The organism is Stutzerimonas sp. KH-1 (assembly GCF_054483855.1).
The window spans coordinates 1,387,408-1,408,319 of record NZ_CM137011.1; the positions used below are offsets into that span (position 1 = coordinate 1,387,408).

18 protein-coding genes and 1 tRNA gene are annotated in these 20,912 nt (G+C 60.4%); 15 read left to right on the forward strand and 4 right to left on the reverse strand.

Annotation, left to right across the window (positions count from 1 at the left end; translation table 11 throughout):
* The first annotated feature begins 31 nt into the window (after nt 1–31).
* Together ACX1DW_RS06695 and ACX1DW_RS06700 are read left to right on the forward strand one after the other, a co-directional pair.
* Nucleotides 32–116, forward strand: a tRNA-Leu gene (locus tag ACX1DW_RS06695).
* 170 nt (nt 117–286) lie between these two features.
* The gene (locus ACX1DW_RS06700; RefSeq protein ID WP_458993057.1) at nt 287–577 is read left to right on the forward strand and encodes a DUF2513 domain-containing protein; all 291 of its coding nucleotides are present in this window, start codon (nt 287–289) and stop codon (nt 575–577) included.
* Nucleotides 578–742: 165 nt separating this feature from the next.
* On the opposite strand, the gene ACX1DW_RS06705 is transcribed toward ACX1DW_RS06700, so the two are convergent.
* Complete coding sequence (locus ACX1DW_RS06705) at nt 743–2,170, reverse strand: hypothetical protein (RefSeq protein WP_208218423.1); 1,428 nt, start codon at nt 2,168–2,170, stop codon at nt 743–745.
* A gap of 758 nt (nt 2,171–2,928) precedes the next feature.
* The gene (locus ACX1DW_RS06710) at nt 2,929–5,211 is read right to left on the reverse strand and encodes an MHYT domain-containing protein (protein WP_458993058.1); all 2,283 of its coding nucleotides are present in this window, start codon (nt 5,209–5,211) and stop codon (nt 2,929–2,931) included.
* Nucleotides 5,212–5,407: 196 nt separating this feature from the next.
* Between ACX1DW_RS06710 and ACX1DW_RS06715 the strand changes: the two genes are divergently transcribed.
* The 4 genes from ACX1DW_RS06715 to ACX1DW_RS06730 all read left to right on the forward strand — a co-directional run bounded on the left by ACX1DW_RS06715 (nt 5,408) and on the right by ACX1DW_RS06730 (nt 7,642).
* Nucleotides 5,408–6,124: a FadR/GntR family transcriptional regulator gene (locus tag ACX1DW_RS06715; protein ID WP_458993059.1), complete on the forward strand. Its 717-nt coding sequence runs from the start codon at nt 5,408–5,410 to the stop codon at nt 6,122–6,124.
* A gap of 7 nt (nt 6,125–6,131) precedes the next feature.
* Complete coding sequence (locus ACX1DW_RS06720) at nt 6,132–6,893, forward strand: sulfite exporter TauE/SafE family protein (protein ID WP_458993060.1); 762 nt, start codon at nt 6,132–6,134, stop codon at nt 6,891–6,893.
* Between the two features lie 159 nt (nt 6,894–7,052).
* Nucleotides 7,053–7,385, forward strand: coding sequence for a hypothetical protein (locus tag ACX1DW_RS06725; RefSeq protein WP_458993391.1), 333 nt, complete (start codon nt 7,053–7,055; stop codon nt 7,383–7,385).
* Complete coding sequence (locus ACX1DW_RS06730) at nt 7,382–7,642, forward strand: TonB-dependent receptor (protein ID WP_458993061.1); 261 nt, start codon at nt 7,382–7,384, stop codon at nt 7,640–7,642. The genes ACX1DW_RS06725 and ACX1DW_RS06730 overlap by 4 nt, the downstream gene beginning before the upstream one ends.
* Before the next feature lie 57 nt (nt 7,643–7,699).
* On the opposite strand, the gene ACX1DW_RS06735 is transcribed toward ACX1DW_RS06730, so the two are convergent.
* On the reverse strand, nt 7,700–8,125 hold the full coding sequence (locus ACX1DW_RS06735) for an organic hydroperoxide resistance protein (protein WP_458993062.1): 426 nt from the start codon (nt 8,123–8,125) through the stop codon (nt 7,700–7,702).
* 135 nt (nt 8,126–8,260) lie between these two features.
* Nucleotides 8,261–8,710, reverse strand: a complete 450-nt coding sequence (locus ACX1DW_RS06740) for a MarR family winged helix-turn-helix transcriptional regulator (RefSeq protein ID WP_267938037.1) — start codon at nt 8,708–8,710, stop codon at nt 8,261–8,263.
* Between the two features lie 762 nt (nt 8,711–9,472).
* Here ACX1DW_RS06740 and ACX1DW_RS06745 point away from each other — a divergent pair.
* The 9 genes from ACX1DW_RS06745 (at nt 9,473) to lon (ending at nt 20,835) form a co-directional block, all read left to right on the forward strand.
* Nucleotides 9,473–9,598, forward strand: a complete 126-nt coding sequence (locus tag ACX1DW_RS06745) for a hypothetical protein (RefSeq protein WP_458993063.1) — start codon at nt 9,473–9,475, stop codon at nt 9,596–9,598.
* Between the two features lie 9 nt (nt 9,599–9,607).
* A complete protein-coding gene (locus ACX1DW_RS06750) occupies nt 9,608–10,459 on the forward strand; it encodes a cytochrome c (RefSeq protein ID WP_110777087.1) in 852 nt (283 codons plus the stop codon).
* Nucleotides 10,460–10,514: 55 nt separating this feature from the next.
* A complete protein-coding gene (locus ACX1DW_RS06755) occupies nt 10,515–11,876 on the forward strand; it encodes a cbb3-type cytochrome c oxidase subunit I (RefSeq protein ID WP_458993064.1) in 1,362 nt (453 codons plus the stop codon).
* Nucleotides 11,873–12,688: a CbbQ/NirQ/NorQ/GpvN family protein gene (locus ACX1DW_RS06760; RefSeq protein WP_125868893.1), complete on the forward strand. Its 816-nt coding sequence runs from the start codon at nt 11,873–11,875 to the stop codon at nt 12,686–12,688. Before ACX1DW_RS06755 ends, ACX1DW_RS06760 begins: the two co-directional genes overlap by 4 nt.
* Nucleotides 12,689–12,691: 3 nt before the next feature.
* Nucleotides 12,692–14,710 carry a nitric oxide reductase activation protein NorD gene (locus ACX1DW_RS06765; protein ID WP_458993065.1) on the forward strand — a complete coding sequence of 673 codons (2,019 nt, stop codon included), beginning with the start codon at nt 12,692–12,694 and terminating at the stop codon, nt 14,708–14,710.
* 179 nt (nt 14,711–14,889) lie between these two features.
* Nucleotides 14,890–16,200 (forward strand): trigger factor, encoded by a 1,311-nt coding sequence (gene tig, locus ACX1DW_RS06770; protein WP_063543018.1) that lies wholly within the window; start codon nt 14,890–14,892, stop codon nt 16,198–16,200.
* An 89-nt stretch (nt 16,201–16,289) separates the two neighbouring features.
* Nucleotides 16,290–16,928, forward strand: coding sequence for an ATP-dependent Clp endopeptidase proteolytic subunit ClpP (gene clpP, locus ACX1DW_RS06775; RefSeq protein WP_102841136.1), 639 nt, complete (start codon nt 16,290–16,292; stop codon nt 16,926–16,928).
* A gap of 98 nt (nt 16,929–17,026) precedes the next feature.
* The gene (clpX, locus tag ACX1DW_RS06780) at nt 17,027–18,307 is read left to right on the forward strand and encodes an ATP-dependent Clp protease ATP-binding subunit ClpX (RefSeq protein WP_063543014.1); all 1,281 of its coding nucleotides are present in this window, start codon (nt 17,027–17,029) and stop codon (nt 18,305–18,307) included.
* A gap of 131 nt (nt 18,308–18,438) precedes the next feature.
* Entirely contained in the window at nt 18,439–20,835 is a 2,397-nt protein-coding gene (gene lon, locus ACX1DW_RS06785; protein WP_133457129.1) for an endopeptidase La, read from the forward strand.
* Nucleotides 20,836–20,912: the final 77 nt, after the last annotated feature.

The window sequence follows — 20,912 nt, forward strand, 5'->3', positions numbered from 1 at the left end:
CGCTGCCTGGCGTTTTCGTTTAGCCCGCTTGGCGGACGTGGTGAAATTGGTAGACACACCAGATTTAGGTTCTGGCGCCGCAAGGTGTGAGAGTTCGAGTCTCTCCGTCCGCACCATGTGAAAAGCTGAAAGCCCCGGATTCCGGGGCTTTCGCGTTTCTGGGGGACGGCAAATTAGTGTGTGTTTGGTCCCAAAGGAAGAGAGGCGGCGGACCAAAAACACGCCGGCCGGCGATCACCGCGTTTTATCTTGACCCTTCGAAAACGAGTAATTCTGGTAATCTCGTTTGCCGGAAAGCCTTCTAGAGGCTCTGCCGCTGCGCCCATCTGCGATCGCGCTGCTGCAGTTCGACAAGGAGCTGGCGATAGACGGTTTCTCAGGCGACCAGGTGGCGTATCACTGCAAGCTGACCCTGGAAGCAGCATTCGTTGAGCAGCCGGGGAACAGCGCCCAGGATCGCTTCGCCTTTCGGTGCCTGACTTGGGAAGGCCACGACTGCGAGGATGCTGTCAGAAACGAGAATGTCTGGCAGAAGACCAGAAATGGGGGCGCTAGCCGCCGGTGGCTGGAGTGTTGAGCTGATTGGTGACCTGGCCAAGAGGCTTCATCCGCAAGAAGACTGCGGAGCTCACCGGGATCCAGTTGTAAAAGAACGGTGTCTGTTGCTCTGATGCGGAGACTAAGGATCTATCCCGCCGCCGTTTGCGTGCTCACTGGCAGCGTCAGCAGGGCGGCAATGGGTTCATCCCCATCGCCACAGGCGGCTCACTCGATGCCAGGCGGACCGTTGTAGCTCTGGTGGTTCAGGCCAGTGGGCCTTCTTGCTTTCGCATTGCACGATGCCGTTGGTGCCAAGCCTCAGGCGCCAGCGCTGGGCCGATGGAAAGTGCTCGCCCGGATCGGTGTGCAACAGCAGCAAGTTGTAGTCGTGCTGCTTCTCGATGGGGTGGGCCTGGACTGAACCTTTGTCGCCCTCGCTAGCGAGATCATCACCTTCGGCATGGACAAACAGCTTGTTGTGGCTCGCCTGGATCATTGCGCAAAGCTGTTCGCAATCTAGCGTGAGCCGCTCGCGAATCTCGTCGTGCTCCAGCGCCGTCTTGTCCAGCGTCAGCAGAACGCGATAGCAGATGACCTGCCGCTCCTCGTTAGTCGCCCACTTCCCGGAGTGTTCTCGAACCAGTACCGGCAGATCGGGCAGCTTGCGATAGTCGAGCCAGACCCGTTGCTGTGCGAGCACCTTGCGGGTGTAAGGCATCAGCAGGCGAATCTTCCAGCGCGGCTTGCCTTTGCGCAGTCTGCGGGTGATGGCTGTGATCATGTCGTCGCGCAGCAGGTCGCGAACGGCATAGACCAGCGCGATCACCAGCAGCAGAGTGAGCGAGAGCTTCTCGCTGGCGTCGCGCGCGTTGAACAGGAAGTAAGTGAAGAGCGACATGATCAGCATCGTCGACATCGCTTTGACCAGCTTGTGGGTGCCGGCGCCCAGCTCTGTGACCTTCGAGCGCAACATCACCGGATACTCCAGTAGCCGGTGATACAGTGCCATGCGGTTCCATATCCGCGTAGGGGTTCCGTGAAAGTCGCTCAGGTACTCGCGCTCCTTGCGGTATCTACGTTCTTGGCACAGGAATTCCGCCACCGATTGCTTGAGTTCTTCGTCGAGCGCCGCGTAGCCCTCGAGGGTCATGCTTTCCAGCAGGAACTGCTCGGCATGCCACGAGAAATAGACGTCCATCTGACGAAAATAGCGCTGCTGGTTGCTCTGCTTCGGGCTGGACCTGCGCAAACGTTGCGCGAAGTTCTGGCTGAGCCGCAGGGCGCGCGCTACGGGCTCTGCCACAGCCTCAGACGTGAGCATCTGCTGGCGCAGCCGCTCCATTGAAGCCTGGTACTGGAAGAACCAGGAGCCATACATGATTTCGTAGTGCGGAGAGAGCAGTACGAAGGATTGGTCGGCCTTGCTGATGCGGTCCTTCGACGGCATTCCCAGCAGTCCGTAACTGTGCGTCACGGTAGTAAAGAAAAACTGCTCTTCCGACAGGGTCCATGCCGACAGGTTGCTTTCGTGCGGAGTAAACAGATACAGCTCGATCTTGTGCCGTCCAGGCTGCTTCAGCGTGCGTGTCAGCTGCAGGCGGAAATCACCTTTTCGCTTGAGTGAAAACACGGAACCCCCAATGACCGTGGAACGCGGCCAGCTTACCAAGCTTCCGCTGGGAGGTACGCCAAGTAGCGGGCCTATGTTTGAGCAAGGCTTTGTCTAGGCCGCCTTTTGCTCAAATTCCCGTCGTCGCGCCATCGATAAAGCATCCGTTCCGCGAACTCCAACCAACCTTCAGTCATGCAGATGATATGCGCGCTTTGGCCAAGCAGCTGGCGAAGGGTGGAAGGCAAATGATGCGCAGAGGGGCGCCTAGATATGTGTTCCGAAATTGGTCCCAATGAGCCGGAGCGTAAAAATATTTACCTGCAACTTCAGCAGATTAGGCGGTCCATTCGATTCTCTCCGGCATCGCACCACTCGATGTTTTCACGGCCTTTCAGGTCAGTATGAAAATGATTCGATGACGACCTCCGTAGGGGAGTTTACCCGGCTGCACGCGTGAAGGCCTGCGGTCGAGGATCTGGTCGTCAGTCCTGGCAATGCTTGCCCAACGACATGGTGAAGGAGTTCGTTACTCGGATTCACGGCGCGGCCGTGATGAATTCCTGGTGGCCGGGGCTAACGGTCACGGCTTTCGGTCCTATCGCCGTTCCGGAAGCGCCGGCCTTCATGAATGTGCTGCGAGCCGCTTTCGAGGCGGAGCCCGTATGGCTGGACGCAGCCGAAGACCGCGGCGTGCGCTGATGTTTCTGTTGCTCTGTCGCGAACGCCTCGGCAACGAGCTCGGGATGGATTCATCTTGAGCGCATCGAGGTGAGCTTTCAGTGTGATGGGTAAAGCTCCACGACTACGCCAGATTCCGGCCGATTCATCGCCTGATTCATCGCATGCACCAGCGATGCCTGATTGAAGGGCTTGGCCAGTGTATGCAGGCGGCGGTTGCCTTCGGCCAGATCGGCGTAGCCACTGACCAGCAGAACGGGAAGGCCCGGTCGCTCGGTGCGTATGGTCTCGGCCAATTGAGCGCCGGTCATGCCGGGCATCATGTGATCGGTGACCAGAATGTCGAAGTCGTCCTGCCGTCGGAGCAGGCAGAGGGCGGCCTCACCATTGTCAACGGCGGTCACCCTATAGCCGAGATCCTCGAGCAGCGCCGACGTGTTTTCCAGAACCAGTGGATCGTCGTCGACGACGAGCACGGTAAGAGAAGCCTTGGCTGCCGTGCGTAACCATGGGCTTGCAGCCGCCGAGGTGCTCTTGTCTTCGGCGCGTTCTTGCGGCTTGGCCACTGGAAGCCAAAGCTCGATCGCCGTGCCTTCGCCCGGAGTGCTGCGGATCTCAAGACGCCCGCCCGATTGCTCAGCCAGACCGTGTGCCATCGACAGCCCGAGACCGGTGCCCTTGCCGGGTCCCTTCGTGGTGAAGAAGGGTTCTGTGGCACGGGACAGAATCTCCTGGGGCATACCGCAACCATCGTCCCGTACCAGTAGCACGACGTGCTCGTTTCCAGGCGGTGCGTTGTTGTTGGCGGCGGGGTGGTATTGGCCCTCGATGCAGATCGTGCCGCCGCCCGGCATCGCGTCGCGTGCGTTGACGACCAGATTGATCAGCACCATCTCCAGCTGGTTGGCGTCCACGAAGGCTGGCGGCAGATTCAACGGAAAGCGCATGTCGACGGTGATGTTGGCCTCGACAGAACGCTGTAGCAGCTCCCGCATGCCCATCACCAGATCGGGAAGCAGCACCGAGCTTGGGCGTAGCTCCTGCTTGCGGGCAAACGTGAGCAAGCGTTGCACCAGACCCGCTCCGCGCTGGGCGGCTTGCAAGGCGTTCTCGATTAGGCTGTCGATGCGCGACTCGCCATCCGGAAGGCGCTTGCGTAGCAGTTCGAGGTTACCGCCGACCACCGCCAGCAGGTTATTGAAGTCGTGGGCAATTCCGCCGGTCAGCTTGCCGATGGCCTCCATTTTCTGCGCCTGGCGCAATGCCGCTTCGGCCTGCCTGCGCTCGGTGACGTCCACCAGGCCACCAAGGATCAACGCGCCCTCAGCAGCGGCTTCGATCCGGGTGGACGCCAGCACGTCGACGAACAGGCCGGCCCGGGCAACGAGGCGATATTCGGCGTTCAGGCATTCACCCGTGGCGACTAGCCGCGGCCAGTCGTGCTCGACCAGCTGGCGAGCCGATTCTGGGGTCATGAAACTGATCAGCTTGCGCCCGATGACGTCCTGACGACGGTAACCGACCAGCGCGAGCCAGGCGTCACTCACCGACCGCAGGTGTCCATCCGTATCCAACGAGTGCAGCGGCAGCGGCGTCTTGCTGTAGAGCTCCTTGAAGCGTTCCTCGCTACGCCGCAGCGCGGCCGCCTCCTGCTCGCTGACCATCGCGCGGCGTCGATCATGCAGGGAGGCGGCAAGGCCGAAGAACAGAACCACGAAGGTCGAACCCGAGACGGCCGATGCGAGGGACACAAGATCCAGGCCGTCACCCGGCAGGACAGGTTGAGCGGCGTCCAGGGTGCTGAAGTGCGCGCCGACCATGGCGGAGTAGTGCATGCCGGCGATTGCGAAACCCATCGCTATCGCTGACACAGCCTGGAGAAGGGGGCGGGTCCCCTTGGCCGCCAGCCACAGGGCCACGGTCGAGGCGCCAATGGCGATGGCGAAGGAAATTGCCACCCACAAGCCGTCGTAGCTGAGCTCGGCGTTCATGGTCATGGCTGCCATGCCCATATAGTGCATTGCACCTATGCCGAGCCCCATGAACAGCCCGCCGATGCCAAACGTGGAGCGCTTCGAGCCGCGGATACCTACCGCAAAGAAACTGAGGGCCGTCACCACCATCGGCACGATGAAGGACCAGAGCGTCAGACGCAGGTCGTAGCGGATCTCCATGCCCGGCATGCCGAACGCGAGCATGCCGATGAAATGCATCGACCAGATGCTGCCGCCCATGCAGGCGGCTGCGGCGGCCAGCCAGGCGTGGCGGGCCCAGCCTGTGGCGACCTTGCTTCGACTGGCAAGGTCCAGAGCCGTGAACGAGCCGGCGATGGCGATCAGGATGGACAGGCTGACCAGAGCAATGTTGTAGGTGGTGTGCATAGGCATCTCGCTGGCAAGGCTATCGATGCCTCTTCAGTGTTGCAGACCTGGCCGTGCCTTTGTCGGTTGCCGACCAGCGGTGGTTAGTCTGCTGGAGCCACGTTCTACAGAAGTCTAGGCCTCGAAATCGGTTCTCTCGTTGTCGCTGCTGATAATTCATCCTATGATCGGCTCAATTTTGTAGGGAGTGGTCGATATGGCTCTGCAGCAAACGGCGCGTTCGTCATTGGTTGAACAGGTGATTGGACAACTGCGTTCGCAGATCACAGCGGGGCAGTGGCCATGCGGTGCGCGGATCCCCACGGAAAGTCAGCTCAGCGAGTCGTTGGGCGTAGGACGCAACACGGTTCGCGAAGCGGTAAGGGCGCTGGTGCATACCGGCGTCCTGGAGGTTCGCCAGGGCGCCGGAACATTCGTGCGCTCTGTCCGCGACCCTGCTGGCCTGCTCCAGCACTTGGAGCGCGCGGCCCTGCACGACCAGTTGGAGGTTCGTCGTGCACTGGAGGTGGAGGCGGCGCGCCTCGCTGCGTCTCGCCGTAGCGAAGAAGATCTGCAGGCCATCCACGACGCGCTTGGGGCGAGAGGAAGCTGGAGCGATGAAGCCTCGTTGGCGGACTTCGCTCAGCGAGACGCGCAGTTTCACCTGAATATTGTCCGGGCCAGCCATAACGCTACGTTGCTGGAGATGTACCAGTTCTTCTGGGCTGGCCTGCAGAACACCATCGTCAGAACCGAAGCGGAGCATCAACTCCCCGAGCCGACCTATCAGGCCCATGCCGCACTCTACGAGGCCATCCGCAGCGGCTGTCCCGAGCAAGCCGCCATAGCGGCCAGCGAGCTCCTGACACCCGCACTGGTAGCCCTTGCCAGAACGCTCGATCACGCCACGCACCCATTGAAGGAACAGGAGTAAGTAGCGCATGGACCATTCACTCACCACCTGGCTAATTCTGCTTGTGGCGGCATTTCTCGGCGGCGGCTTGAACGCTATCGCCGGTGGCGGGAGCTTTTTCACCTTCCCGGCCCTGGTCTATGCGGGGGTGCCCGCCGTCGCGGCCAATGCATCCGGAACCCTTGCGCTCTTGCCCGGCTACTTCGCCAGCACCTGGGGATATCGCGAGGACCTCAAACCGCCGGCCACGCTGACGATGGGCGCAGTCATTGCCATCAGCCTGGGCGGCGGCGCCGTTGGCGCGGCTTTGCTGTTGACGACTCCTGACGAAATGTTCCGCGCCATCGTGCCCTGGCTCCTGCTGTTCGCTACGTTGCTGTTCGCATTCGGCCCATGGCTGTTGCGCATGTTCAGCGGCAATGCCCGTGAAGGCGAAGCCGGCGCCTGGCTGCAAGGTTGCACACTGGCAATGGTGAGTATCTACGGAGGCTACTTCAACGGCGGATTGGGTATCGTCTTGCTGGCCGCGTTCAGCCTGCTCGGCCATAGCAGCATCAACTCCATGCAAGGGCTAAAGAATCTGGTTTCGTCGGTACTGACGGCCATCGCGGTGTCGGTCTACGCCTTTGGCGGGGCCATCCTGTGGAAAGAGGCGCTGGTCATGATGCTGGCTGCCAGTGTCGGGGGGTACTTCATGGCGCGCGTGGGCCGAAAGTTGCCGCCGGCATTCGTGCGGGCTGTCGTGATCGTCACGGGTTCGGTCATGACGGTGCTGTTCTTCCGCAGTTGAGCATCTCGAGACGACGGTGTTTCGCTTTCGTCGCTAGGTGATGTGTCGCGAGCGAGCCAGGGCATCTGCGATGCGGCAGTTGGCTTGTAGAACGATCGCTCCTGCTGTGCCGCTGGTAACGATCCCTGCCTCGACGCAGAAAAGGCCCGTACCAACGAGCTGGGTTTCGAGTTCCGTCGCGGCGGGGCGGAGCTATCGGGGATCTACGATACGCGCATTCGCAATGCGATCTACGATCCAAGCGGAAGGCCCAATCTCTACGTGAACGGCGGAACGTTGGAAAGCCAGGGTGTGCTATTGCAAGGCGCCTATCATTGGCAGCAGCTGAGAGTCGGCCTGAGCTATCACCACAACGACGTCGAGTTCGACGGCGACGAGCTGAATGTCTATGAGCACAACGGTCTCGGCACGACGGTCGGCGATACCTGGACCGGTTTTGCCGACTATCGCGCCAGCGATGCATTGTCCTTCGGTTGGCGGGGCGCTTCGTGAGCGGCCTCGATTCGCTGCGTACCGGTGTCGGCACGCTGGACAAGCCTGGCTATGGTGTGCACGACCTCTATGCCCAATGGTCAGCGCTGCGCGATGATCGGCTGGTAGTGAACCTGACGCTGAAGAATATCTTCGACAAGCAGTACCTGGATCACGCTAGTAACGAGGATCTCGAGCACATTCCCGGGTACGAAGGCGTGCGTGGTAGCTACGAGCCGGGCCGCGAGCTGCGCCTCGGTGTAGCACTGCGGATCTGAAGGTTGCCTGCTGAGCCCGGAGGTGCCATGTCTCCGGGCTTGCCTGGGACCGTGGCGTCAGACCAGCGACAAGCTAACCTGGATATTTCCGCGGGTTGCGTTGGAGTAGGGGCATACCTGATGGGCGGCTTCGACCAGCCGCTGGGCCAGTTCTCGGTCCAGTGCCGGCAGGCTGACCTGCAGCGCGACTTCCAGGCCGAAACCACCCGGAATCTGGCCGATCCCGACGTTGGCGGTGATGGACGTTTCTGCCGGAAGCGCCTGCTGCTGTTGGCCAGCGACGAATTTCAAGGCACCGATGAAGCAGGCCGAGTAGCCTGCCGCAAAGAGCTGCTCCGGGTTGGTCGCGTTACCGCCCTGACCGCCAAGCTCCCTTGGTGTGGCCAGCCTGACGTCAAGGTTGCCGTCCGTCGATATGGCGCGACCGTCGCGTCCGCCGGTGGCGGTAACGGTGGCGGTATACAGGGCTTGGATGGTCTGCATGGTACTCTCCTCACGTTATACGCAAAATAATTGCGCGCTAAATAATGTCGGGGAAAGCTAGCCGGCAATTTCTTTTGCGCAAGATAATATTTCGTTTCGAACCCGGGCTATCGTTGCGAGACGAGCCGCAATGGCTCAGAGCAGCTTCAGCAGAGCGCTACGCAAGGCAACTACCTGGTCCTTCAGCGTTGCAACGGCTTCGGTAGACTGACCGCTGGCACCGAGGATGCTCGCGGGAATGCACTCGGCTTGTTCCTGCAGCGCGCGTCCTTTATCGGTGAGACGCAGCTCGACAACACGCTCGTCGTCGCTACGGCGAGTGCGGGTGATCAATCCTTCCGTTTCCAGCCGCTTGAGCAAGGGTGTCAGTGATCCCGGGTCCGTCATCAGGCGGGAGCTGGCATCGCCGACGGTGATGCCATCGGCTTCCCACAGCACGAGCATCGCCAGGTATTGCGGGTAGGTCAGGCCGATGCGCTGGAGCATCGGCTTGTAGACCTTGGTCATCAGCAGCGAGGTCGAATGCAGGGCGAAGCAGAGCTGGTTGTCCAGTTGCAAGGCCGGGCATGAAGGGGGCTTGGTCATGGGAAGTGTGATCGGATGCGGTGGCCGCTACGTTAGCGTTCCTGAGCGCGTGGAGCAACGCATCCGCCGCTGGCTGGGCGCCTTGCAACGATCCTTATTGTGCACTGTTCATTCTTTCCCGTACCGGATATTCCTCACCGGCCATTACATGCGACTCATGGACGAGCCCCCGTTTTGCGCACTGCCATAACCATCTGTCGGCCAGTTGAATATATAAGTTCGAAGGGCGTAATTAATCCCGCGGTTTGCGCCGGAGTTGCTCGATTTGATCAGCGTCAATTTCATCAAGCAGAGCGGATTAATACTGCATCAATGATTTTTGATATTCGGATCATTAAATCTGATATGTGCAGCCTGGGCGTGCATCGGACTGCTGGCGGACAGGTCTTGGCCGTCTAGAATGGACCTTGCAGCTGTTCGGTATTCGAGCATGAGTCGAATGAAGGCGAGCCTCTTGGAATATGGGTTATTAAGCCCGCGACTCATGTGTAAACGGCTGAATAGAAGTAACTTCGAGTTTCGCCGGCAAGCGGCCTGCAATAACGATGAAGTAATCATCGGACAGCAGTGCTTCGTCAAATCAGTCTTTAACCGGGCAATCGCGGGTAGCGGAGCGATAAAAGTTCATCCCCTTCTCGGAGCGGCGCAGAGGCATAGGCGCCGCGCGGTGCTGAACTCATTGGCCCGGAGAGGCTTGAGCGCTGTTGTACCGAACTCTGACAGCCCGACGGTGGGTAGCGATTGCCGTCAAAGGAGAACCGCATGCAAGCCAAAAAGCTCTACGGTCCGGTGAAATTGTTGAGCTTCGTCGTGCTGCTTCTGATGCTCGGCGCAATGCTTTACGCGTTCTCGATCACCCTCATTCACTGGACCGGCATCAATGTCTGAGGGGGTGAAATGAACAACCGCCAAGCCAGGCTTTTCGCGGTAGCCGCAACCGGAGTGGCCGCGCTCGTATTTCTCGGACTGACCGTCGACAGTCATCGGCAGTTTCCCGAGCTGACCAACGCTGAGAACATCACGCCGCAGGTCAGCCACGGCATGGATGTATGGCACAAGTACAACTGCATCAACTGCCACACCTTATTCGGAGAAGGGGCGTACTACGCACCGGACCTGACCAAGATCACCCAGCATCGCGGCGAGCCATACCTGAAAGCGTACATGCGCGATCCGTCCAAGTTCTACGACGAGCAGGTCCACCGCCGCCTGATGCCCAAGCAGGACCTGGCGGAGAGCGAGATCGATGACCTGATCGCATTCCTCGATTGGGTCAGCAAGGTCGACAACCAAGGTTGGCCGCCGCGACCGATCCTGGTCACCGGCAGTTTCGTTCCGGGCGCCGATACGCTGAAGACTGGTGGCACGCAACGTAGCGACTTGCCTCCTGGGGCGCGGCCAGTGGACGCAGAGGACGACGAGCGCGCACTGGGAGAGCAGGTGTTCCGCGCAGCGGTACCGGCTTGCAACGCCTGCCACTCCACCGCGCCGGGTGCCGACATGGCAGGGCCGACCTTATCCGGCATCGCGACTCGCGCCGCGCAAGTGATCGCTTCGCCCGACTACCAGGGGCAGGCCCAGGACGCACGCGGCTACATCCGCGAATCGATCGTCACCCCCAGCGCGCACATCGTTGCAGGCGCGATGTACTCGGCTGACGGCACCTCGTTCATGCCGACCGGCTACGGCGAGAGCCTGACGGACGAACAGATCGATCAGCTGACAGCCTATCTCGAAACGCTCAAGTGACACGCGCACGGCACAGGCCCGGCCTGTTCCATGCTCGCTGCAAGGGGAAACTAAGATGCGCTATCAGTCCCAATCGGTCGCTTACTGGTATTTCGCCGTGGCGATGGTCCTGTTCGGCCTTCAGCTGGTTTTCGGCCTGTTGTCTGCGACCAAGTACATCGGACCGGACCCATTGCTGTACATCCTGCCATTCGACGTGACCAAGGTTATTCATACCAACCTGCTGATCGTCTGGGTGCTGACAGGATTCATGGGCGCGACCTATTGGATGATTCCTGAGGAGTCGCGTACCGAGTTGCATAGCACCAGGCTGGCCTATGTGCAGCTAGTGCTCTGGACGCTGATGGGTGTCACCGCAATCATCGGTTACCTGTTCCGCTACGGGACGGGCAACAAGCTGCTGGAGCAACCGCTGCCGCACAAGATCGTGATCGTCATCTGCATGCTGATCTTTCTCTACAACGTCGGCATGACGATCCGTAAATCCGGGCGCTTCACGACCACCGAAGCGGTGCTGATGATCGGCTTCGTCAGTGCCGCGCTGTTGTATCTGCCTGCATTGCTGCACTACGAGAACTACACCGTTTCGATCTTCTATCGCTGGTGGACCATCCACCTATGGGTCGAGGGTGTCTGGATGATGATCATGGGTGGCTTTCTGGCGTACCTGCTTATCCGCTTGTCCGGCGCGGACCGAGAGGTCATGGAGAAATGGCTGTACGTGATCGTCGGCCTGGTGTTTCTTGCCGGCATCCTCGGTACGGCGCATCACTATTATTGGGTCGGTGTGCCCACTTACTGGCTGCCCATTGGCGGATTCTTCAGCGCGCTCGAGCCGCTTGCGCTGGTCGGCATGGCCGCTTACGCCTATGGAGCCATGCGCCGCTCAGGCCTGGCGCATCCGAATACGCTGGCGCTGCACTGGACGATCGGCAGCGCGGTGTTTGCGCTGTTCGGCGCCGGGCTGCTCGGCTTGGCTCATACCTGGCCCAGCGTTAACAAATGGACCCACGGCACGCTGATCACCGCGATGCATGGTCATGCCGCCTTCTATGGGGCCTACGCCATGATCGTGCTGGCGATGATCACTTACGCTTTGCCATCGATGACCGCCGGCCGAAGGGAGCAGGGCAGCACGCTGGGCTACTGGGCGTTCTGGCTGCAGATCACCGGCATGTTCGGCATGACGTTGTCATTTGCCACGGCAGGTATCGCTCAGGTCTACCTCGAACGGATCATGGGCATGGGCTACCTGGATGCGCAGCTGAAGATCCAGATTCACTTCGTCATGCTGATCGCTACCGCTTCGCTGTTTACCGTGGGCGTTGCCTTGTTCATCTACGACTTTTTTCGCCATGCGCCGCGCTTCAGCACGGATGGGGCCGATCCGGTCTTGGCAGAGGCGCGCCCGACATGACGTTGCCAGAGCGCTCTCCACTGTCCCAGGCCTGTGCGGGCGAGCCGTTCTATTTACCCGGTGGCAACGAAGTGGCGGTGTTCGAGCGCTGCCACGCGCGTGGTCTGGCCGTCATGCTCAAAGGTCCGACCGGTTGCGGCAAAACGCGTTTCGTCGAACACATGGCCTGGAAGTTGGAGCGGCCATTGATCACCGTGGCCTGCCACGACGACTTGTCCGCCAGCGACCTGATCGGCCGCTTCCTGATCCGCCATGACGGCACCGTGTGGCAGGACGGCCCGCTCACCCGAGCGGTACGCCAGGGAGCCATTTGCTATCTGGACGAGGTCGTCGAGGCGCGGCAGGACACCGTGGTGGTTCTGCACGCGCTGACCGATCACCGGCGACTGCTGCCCATCGACAAGACCGGTGAGTTACTGGTCGCCTCACCGGGTTTTCAGCTGGTGATTTCCTACAACCCAGGCTATCAGCGGATGCTCAAGGATCTTAAGCCCAGCACGCGTCAGCGCTTCGTGGCGATGAATCTCGATTTTCCGGGCGAAGAACAGGAAGCGAGGATCGTGCAGCGGGAGAGCGGGGCGGACGCGCCCACCTCAAGGGCGCTGGTCGCGCTGGCGCATCGGCTGCGAGCCTTGCGCGACCGAGGCCTTACCGAGGTGCCCAGCACTCGTCTGCTGATCGCCGCGGGTGCGCTGTGTGCCGATGGCATACCGGTACGTGAGGCCTGTCTGGCGGCGATCGTGGCACCTCTGTCGGACGACGAAGCGCTGGCCGAGGCGATGCAGGACCTGGTCTCTGGAATGTTCGTCTAGGACATGGCCGAAGCAGAGGAAGTCCTGACCGATGCGGCACGACACGCCACCGTGTTCGCCCAGCGTTTGTGGCGGCGCTTCGGTCCAGACTCGCCGGAGCCGAAAAGTGTTCCGCTCAGCGAGGTGGCCGAGCGGTTGGAACTGCTGCTGGCGGCGGTAACCAGTCATAGCTATCGACTACGCATCGCGCAACCGCCGCCACACCCCACATTGCTGGCGGAGATGTTCGGCCGCAGCCCTCGACCGCACCGCCTGGCGGCGGTGCCGGCGACCGACGGTGCGAGCATCTGGTTGCCACGGGCGGTGCATATTCCAGACCGTACGCTGGCAACGTCGCTATACAAGGTCATGGCCCTGCAGCAAGCGATGCGGATCCGCCGGGGTAGCGCCCTGATCGATTGGCGCAGCCTCGCGCCCATGACCGGTGCGCTTTATCGACTGCTCGAAGCTCACGCGGCCGAGCAGGAGCTGTTGCGGGAAATGCCGGGGCTGGCGGAGGCGGTGCGAACGCTGCGAGCCCACGCGTTGGCATTCCGCCCGCCGTTGAGTGCATTTGGGGCGGCGCGTCGGCCACTGGAGATTCGCGTGCGAGCATGGCTCGGCGGCGCGCTCGACGAGTTGCCGCTTCCTTCATCAGCCGAAGATTCTTGCGGCTGGGCCTCACGCCTGCTGGATCGCTGGCAACTGCAGCCAGCCGCAGGCGGCCGGATCGGCCTCGACCCGCTGTTCGCCGACTACTGGTCGGGCGCCTTGCTTGCGCCAACGACGGATCATCGCGCCGCTGGTTGTGCGGAGGCCGACCGGGACCCAGCGCAGTCTCCGCCGCGCAGCGTACGGATGTGGCGGCGACCCGATGTCCGTCAGGCGCAGCCGGACGAGGACGAGTCGTCGCAGAGCGGACCATTGATGATCCAGCTCGATGAGCCGCATCCCCATGCGGAAGATCCGCTGGGCTTGCAGCGCCCGATCGATCGGGACGACGCAGGCGATACCGAGCTGTTCGGCGAAATGGTTGGCGACTTGCCCCAGGCGCGCCTGGTCGCTTCTTCCGGACAGCCGAAGGAGGTACTGCTCAGTGACGAGCCACCGGACGGCTCGCCAGCGTCCGCACTTGCCGGCAACGTTTCGCAGGCTGGCATCCTTTATCCGGAGTGGGATTACCGGATAGGTCGTTATCGGGACCAGGGCGCGTTCGTGCAGGTGCATGCCGCGCTGCCAGGCAGTTCTGCCTGGGTACGAGACACGCTCGAATCCCATCGCGGCATGCTCGACGGGATTCGTCGCCGTTTCGAGATGCTGCGCCCGCATCGCGCCTGGGTGCAGGGGCGCGTCGACGGTGAAGAGCTGGATCTGGACGCCTATGTCGCTGCCGTGGCGAACCTGCGAGCCGGAGCGGGTCTGGACGACCGCCTGTACCGAAGTCAGCGGTCGATACAACGTGATCTGGCGATCATGTTGCTGATTGATGTGAGTGGCTCGACCGATAGCTGGATATCGCAGGGGCGGCGCGTTATCGATGTCGAGCGGGAGGCCCTGTTGCTGGTAAGCATCGCGTTGCAAAGCCTGGGGGCGCCGTACGCGATACAGGCGTTTTCCGGGCAGGGGCGGACTGCGGTCGTAGTACGCGACATCAAATCGTTCGACGAGGCTTTCGGGCAGGACATCGCATTACGCATCGCCGCCCTGGAGCCGGAACACTACACGCGTTGTGGTGCGGCCATACGTCATGCCAGTGCCTCTCTTATGCGTCAGCCCGCTACACGTCGATTGTTGCTGGTGCTGTCCGACGGCAAGCCAAGCGACAGCGACGACTACGAAGGTCGTCACGGCGTCGAGGATTCTCGCCAGGCCGTGCTTGAGGCGGTGCGGCAGGGGATATCGCCGTTCTGTCTCACTGTCGATCGGCAGGCTGGAGCCTACTTGCCGCGGATGTTCGGCACGAGCCGCTATGCGCTGCTTCCTCGGCCTGGCCTCTTGCCAACGGTGCTGCTTGACTGGATGAGACGCCTGGTGCAGAGCTAGCCGCTGCGGCAGTCGCAAGGTTCAGCCATATGGCGAAGCGAACGGCGGCGACCTGGCAACCGTACTGGTCATTCGGCGGCCATGAAGGGCAGGGTGACTTATGCCAACCGAGCCACTAGAATGCTTGCCCATTCTGGGGCCGGAACGCCCGGCTTATGTCTGTGCAACGAGGAAAATCCATGCAAGTTTCTGTTGAAAGCACCTCCGCTCTTGAGCGCCGCATGACCATCGGCGTGCCGGTCGAGCGCATCGAGACCGAAGTCAACAAGCGTCTGCAACAGACCGCCAGCCGTGCCAAGATTCCTGGTTTCCGTCCCGGCAAGGTGCCGATGAGCGTGATTCGCCAGCGCTATGAAGAGGCCGCTCGTCAGGAAGCACTGGGCGACCTGATCCAGTCGACTTTCTACGAAGCCATCGTTGCCGAGAAACTGAATCCGGCCGGCGCTCCGTCCGTCGAACCGAAAGTGTTCGAGAAGGGCAAGGACCTCGAGTACGTCGCCACCTTCGAAGTATTCCCCGAGTTCGAGGTGGCTGGTTTCGAGGCCATCGAGATCGAGCGCCTGCAGGCTGAAGTGACCGACGCCGACGTCGATAACATGCTGGAAATCCTGCGCAAGCAGAACACTCGCTTCGAGAATGTCGAGCGTGCCGCCGAGAACGGTGACCAGCTGACCATCGACTTCGTCGGCAAGATCGACGGCGAAGCCTTCGCCGGCGGCTCGGCCAAGGGCACTCAGCTGGTGCTGGGCTCAGGTCGCATGATCCCAGGCTTCGAAGACGCCCTGGTGGGTGCCAAGGCCGGTGAAGAGCGCGTGATCAACCCGACCTTCCCTGAGGATTATCAAAACCTCGACCTGGCCGGCAAGACTGCTGAGTTCACCGTCACGGTGAACAACGTCGCCGCTCCGCAGCTGCCGGAACTCAATGATGAGTTCTTCGCCCAGTTCGGCGTTCAGGAAGGCGGTGTGGAAGGTTTCCGCGCCGAGGTGAAGAAGAACATGGAGCGCGAACTGCGTCAGGCCATCAAGACCAAGGTGAAGAATCAGGTCATGGAAGGTCTGGTCGCTGGCAACCCGATCGAGGTGCCGAAGGCGCTGATCGACAACGAGGTGAACCGTCTGCGTACCCAGGCTGTGCAGCAGTTCGGCGGCAACATCAAGCCTGACCAGCTGCCGGCCGAGCTGTTCCAGGAGCAGGCCAAGCGCCGCGTCGTGCTGGGTCTGATCGTCGCTGAGGTGGTCAAGCAGAAAGAGCTCAAGCCTGACGAAGCACGTGTTCGCGAGCTGATCGAGGAGATGGCGTCTGCTTACCAGGAGCCGGAGCAGGTGGTGGCCTGGTACTACAAGAATGCCGATCAGTTGAACGAAGTTCGCTCGGTTGTGCTCGAAGAGCAAGTTGTAGATACTGTTCTGCAGCAAGCCAAGGTGACCGACAAAACGGTCTCCTACGAAGAAGCTGTCAAGCCTGCGGAAGCTCCGCAAGCCGCCTGATTTCTTCATCTTTCCGAGTGCACCAACATAAGCCAGCCTCGTGCTGGCTTATGTCTTTTGAGGCATGACATAGGGAGTATCGTTGGAACATGTCCCGCAATCCTTTTATGCAAGCTCCGGACATTCAGGCCGCCGGTGGCCTGGTCCCGATGGTGATCGAGCAGTCCGCACGCGGTGAGCGCGCTTACGACATCTATTCCCGCCTCCTGAAGGAGCGGGTGATCTTCATGGTCGGCCAGGTCGAAGACTACATGGCCAATCTGATCGTTGCGCAAATGCTCTTTCTCGAGGCGGAAAACCCTGAGAAGGACATCCATCTTTACATCAACTCCCCGGGCGGCTCGGTCACTGCCGGTATGTCGATCTACGACACCATGCAGTTCATCAAGCCGAACGTGTCGACGATCTGCATCGGCCAGGCCTGTTCCATGGGAGCCTTGCTGCTGACCGGCGGTACGGCTGGCAAGCGTTACTGTCTGCCGCACTCGCGCATGATGATTCACCAGCCGCTGGGCGGTTTCCAGGGGCAGGCGTCGGACATCGAGATTCATGCCCGCGAGATCCTCACGATCCGTGAGCGCCTGAACAAAGTCCTGGCACACCACACCGGTCAGCCGATGGATGTGATTGCCCGAGATACCGACCGCGACAATTTCATGAGCGGCGAAGAAGCCGTCAAGTACGGCTTGATCGATCAGGTACTGACTCAGCGCCAGCTGGCCCTTTGATCGCTCGCAGCCTGCGATATGCGGCCACTCCGTGGGCTTGAAAAAGCCCACGATTGCCTTCATCTTGTGTTTCAAGCCTTCCCGATTGGATCGACCGAATGACTGACACCCGCAACGGCGAGGACTCCGGCAAACTGCTCTATTGCTCTTTCTGCGGCAAAAGCCAGCATGAAGTACGCAAGTTGATCGCCGGGCCCTCCGTTTTCATCTGCGACGAGTGCGTCGACCTGTGCAATGACATCATCCGTGAGGAGGTGCAGGAAGCGCAGGCTGAGAGCAACGCGCATAAACTGCCCGCGCCCAAGGAGATCAGCGCCATTCTCGACCAGTACGTCATTGGTCAGGAGCGTGCGAAGAAGATCCTGGCGGTGGCCGTTTACAACCATTACAAGCGGCTGAACCAGCGCGACAAGAAAGAAGAAGTCGAGCTGGGCAAGAGCAACATTCTGTTGATCGGTCCGACCGGTTCGGGCAAGACACTGCTCGCTGAGACATTGGCGCGCCTGCTGAATGTTCCGTTCACTATCGCTGATGCGACGACCCTCACCGAAGCCGGTTACGTGGGCGAGGATGTCGAGAACATCATTCAGAAGCTGCTGCAAAAATGCGACTACGACGTAGAAAAGGCCCAGATGGGTATCGTCTACATCGACGAGATCGACAAGATCTCGCGTAAGTCCGACAACCCTTCGATCACCCGTGACGTTTCCGGTGAAGGTGTCCAGCAAGCGCTGCTGAAACTGATCGAGGGTACGGTTGCGTCCGTGCCGCCGCAGGGTGGTCGCAAGCACCCGCAGCAGGAGTTTCTGCAGGTCGACACCCGTAACATCCTGTTCATTTGTGGCGGGGCTTTCGCCGGCCTGGAAAAGGTGATTCAAGGGCGCTCGACTCAGGGCGGCATTGGCTTCAATGCCGAGGTGCGCAGCAAGGATCCGGGTAAGAAGATTGGCGAATCGCTGCGGGCGGTAGAGCCGGATGATCTAGTCAAGTTCGGCCTGATTCCCGAATTTGTGGGTCGTCTGCCGGTAATCGCTACACTCGACGAACTCGACGAGGCGGCACTGATCCAGATTCTTACCGAGCCCAAGAATGCGCTGACCAAGCAGTACGCCAAACTGTTCGAGCTTGAAGGCGTTGATCTGGAGTTTCGTGCCGACGCACTGAAGGCCGTGGCCCATCGCGCGCTGGAGCGCAAGACTGGCGCGCGCGGTTTGCGTTCGATTCTGGAAGGCGTGTTGCTGGATACCATGTACGAGATCCCTTCGCAGAAGGATGTCAGCAAGGTAGTGATCGACGAAAGCGTGATCGAAGGTACCTCCCAGCCGCTGTTGATTTACGAGAATACGGAGCCACCAGCCAAGGCTGCGCCTGAGGCGTGATCGAACAAAGGGGCCTGCGGGCCCCTTTGTGTTTGCTTGCTGCCTTGTTTTTTGCGGGGCGCGCCCTCATCTTTGGTTAAAGGGCACAGCCCGTCCGTTTACCGCCGTATGGCCGTCGTAGAGCTGAATTTATGAAGACAACCATCGAATTGCCCCTTTTGCCGCTGCGAGACGTGGTGGTCTATCCGCACATGGTGATCCCGCTATTCGTTGGCCGTGAGAAATCCATCGAAGCCCTCGAGTCCGCCATGTCCGGCGACAAGCAGATCCTGCTGGTTGCGCAGAAGAATCCGGCGGACGACGATCCGGCCGAGGACGCGTTGTATCGCGTTGGTACGGTCGCCACCGTATTGCAACTGCTGAAGCTGCCGGACGGGACCGTCAAGGTACTGGTCGAGGGGGAGCAGCGCGGCGCCATCGAGCGCTTCGCCGACGTGGACAATCATTGCCGCGCGGAGGTCTCGCTGATCGAAGAGGCCGAAGTCGAGGCCCGCGAATCCGAGGTCTTCACCCGTAGCCTGCTCAGCCAGTTCGAGCAATACGTCCAGCTTGGCAAGAAGGTTCCGGCAGAAGTTCTGTCCTCATTGAGCAGCATCGACGAGCCTGCCCGCTTGGTGGATACCATGGCGGCGCACATGGCGCTGAAGATCGAACAGAAGCAGCAAATTCTCGAGATTACCGACCTGCCGGCGCGGGTCGAGCATGTGCTGGCGCTGCTGGATGCGGAAATTGATCTGCTGCAGGTGGAGAAGCGCATTCGTGGTCGCGTCAAGAAGCAGATGGAGCGCAGCCAGCGCGAGTACTACCTGAACGAGCAAATGAAGGCCATTCAGAAAGAACTCGGTGACATCGATGAGGGCCATAACGAAGTCGATGATCTGAAGAAGCGCATCGAGAACGCTGGCCTTAGCAAGGACGCCTATACCAAGGCCCTGGCCGAACTCAACAAGCTCAAGCAGATGTCGCCGATGTCTGCAGAGGCGACGGTGGTTCGTACCTATATCGACTGGCTGGTGAATGTGCCGTGGAAGGCCGCGAGCAAGGTGCGGCTGGATCTTGCCAAGGCTGAGGAAGTGCTCGACGCCGATCATTATGGCTTGGAAGAGGTCAAGGACCGCATCCTCGAATATCTCGCCGTGCAGAAGCGCGTCAAGAAATTAAAGGGGCCTGTGCTCTGCCTGGTTGGCCCTCCCGGGGTCGGTAAGACCTCCCTGGCTGAGTCGATCGCGCGTTCGACCAATCGCAAGTTCGTGCGCATGGCATTGGGCGGCGTGCGGGACGAAGCGGAAATCCGTGGTCACCGTCGTACTTACATCGGTTCCATGCCTGGGCGCCTGATCCAGAAGATGACCAAGGTTGGCGTACGTAACCCGCTGTTCCTACTCGACGAAATCGACAAGATGGGCAGCGACATGCGCGGTGATCCGGCTTCGGCGCTGCTCGAGGTGCTGGATCCGGAGCAGAACCATAACTTCAACGATCATTATCTGGAGGTCGACTATGACCTCTCGGACGTTATGTTCCTCTGCACCGCTAACTCGATGAACATACCGGCACCGTTGCTCGATCGCATGGAAGTCATCCGCCTGCCGGGCTATACCGAGGACGAGAAGGTCAACATCGCCACACGTTATCTGGCACCCAAACAGATCGAGGCCAATGGTCTGAAGAAGGGTGAGCTGGAGTTCCAGGAAGGCGCTATCAGGGACATCATCCGCTACTACACCCGCGAGGCCGGTGTCCGCAGTCTTGAGCGCCAGCTGGCCAAGGTGTGCCGCAAGGTGGTTAAGGAGCATGCGGCCGAGAAACGCTTCCATGTGGTCGTGGACGCCGATTCTCTCGAGCATTTCCTGGGTGTGCGCAAGTTCCGCTACGGTCTGGCTGAGCAGCAGGATCAGATCGGCCAGGTGACAGGCCTGGCCTGGACGCAAGTTGGCGGTGAGCTCCTGACGATCGAGGCCGCTGTGGTTCCGGGCAAGGGGCGGTTGACCAAGACAGGCTCGCTCGGCGAAGTGATGGGCGAGTCGATCACAGCTGCGTTGACGGTCGTTCGCAGTCGCTCGGCCAGTCTGGGTATCGCAGCAGATTTCCACGAGAAGCAGGATATCCACATTCACGTCCCGGAAGGTGCAACTCCCAAGGATGGCCCCAGTGCCGGTATTGGTATGTGCACAGCGCTCGTATCGGCTCTTACGCAAATCCCGGTGCGCGCAGATGTCGCAATGACCGGTGAGATTACATTGCGTGGACAGGTACTCGCCATTGGTGGGCTCAAGGAGAAACTTCTCGCAGCGCATCGCGGCGGGATCAAGACAGTCATCATCCCGGAAGAGAATCAGCGTGATCTGAAAGAGATTCCTGAAAATATTAAGCAGGACCTGCAGATTAAACCGGTGAAGTGGATTGACGAGGTCCTGCAAATTGCGCTGCAATACGCGCCGGAGCCCTTGTCCGATGCGGCTCCCGAGATTGTTGCAAAGGATGACAAGCGCGAGCCTGATTCCAAGGAGCGAATCAGCACGCATTAGTCTGGATGGCCACGTTGACACATTTCAGGTGCCCTTGTTTAATCGGCCTCTTGTGTCATTGCCATCTAGCACCGCTT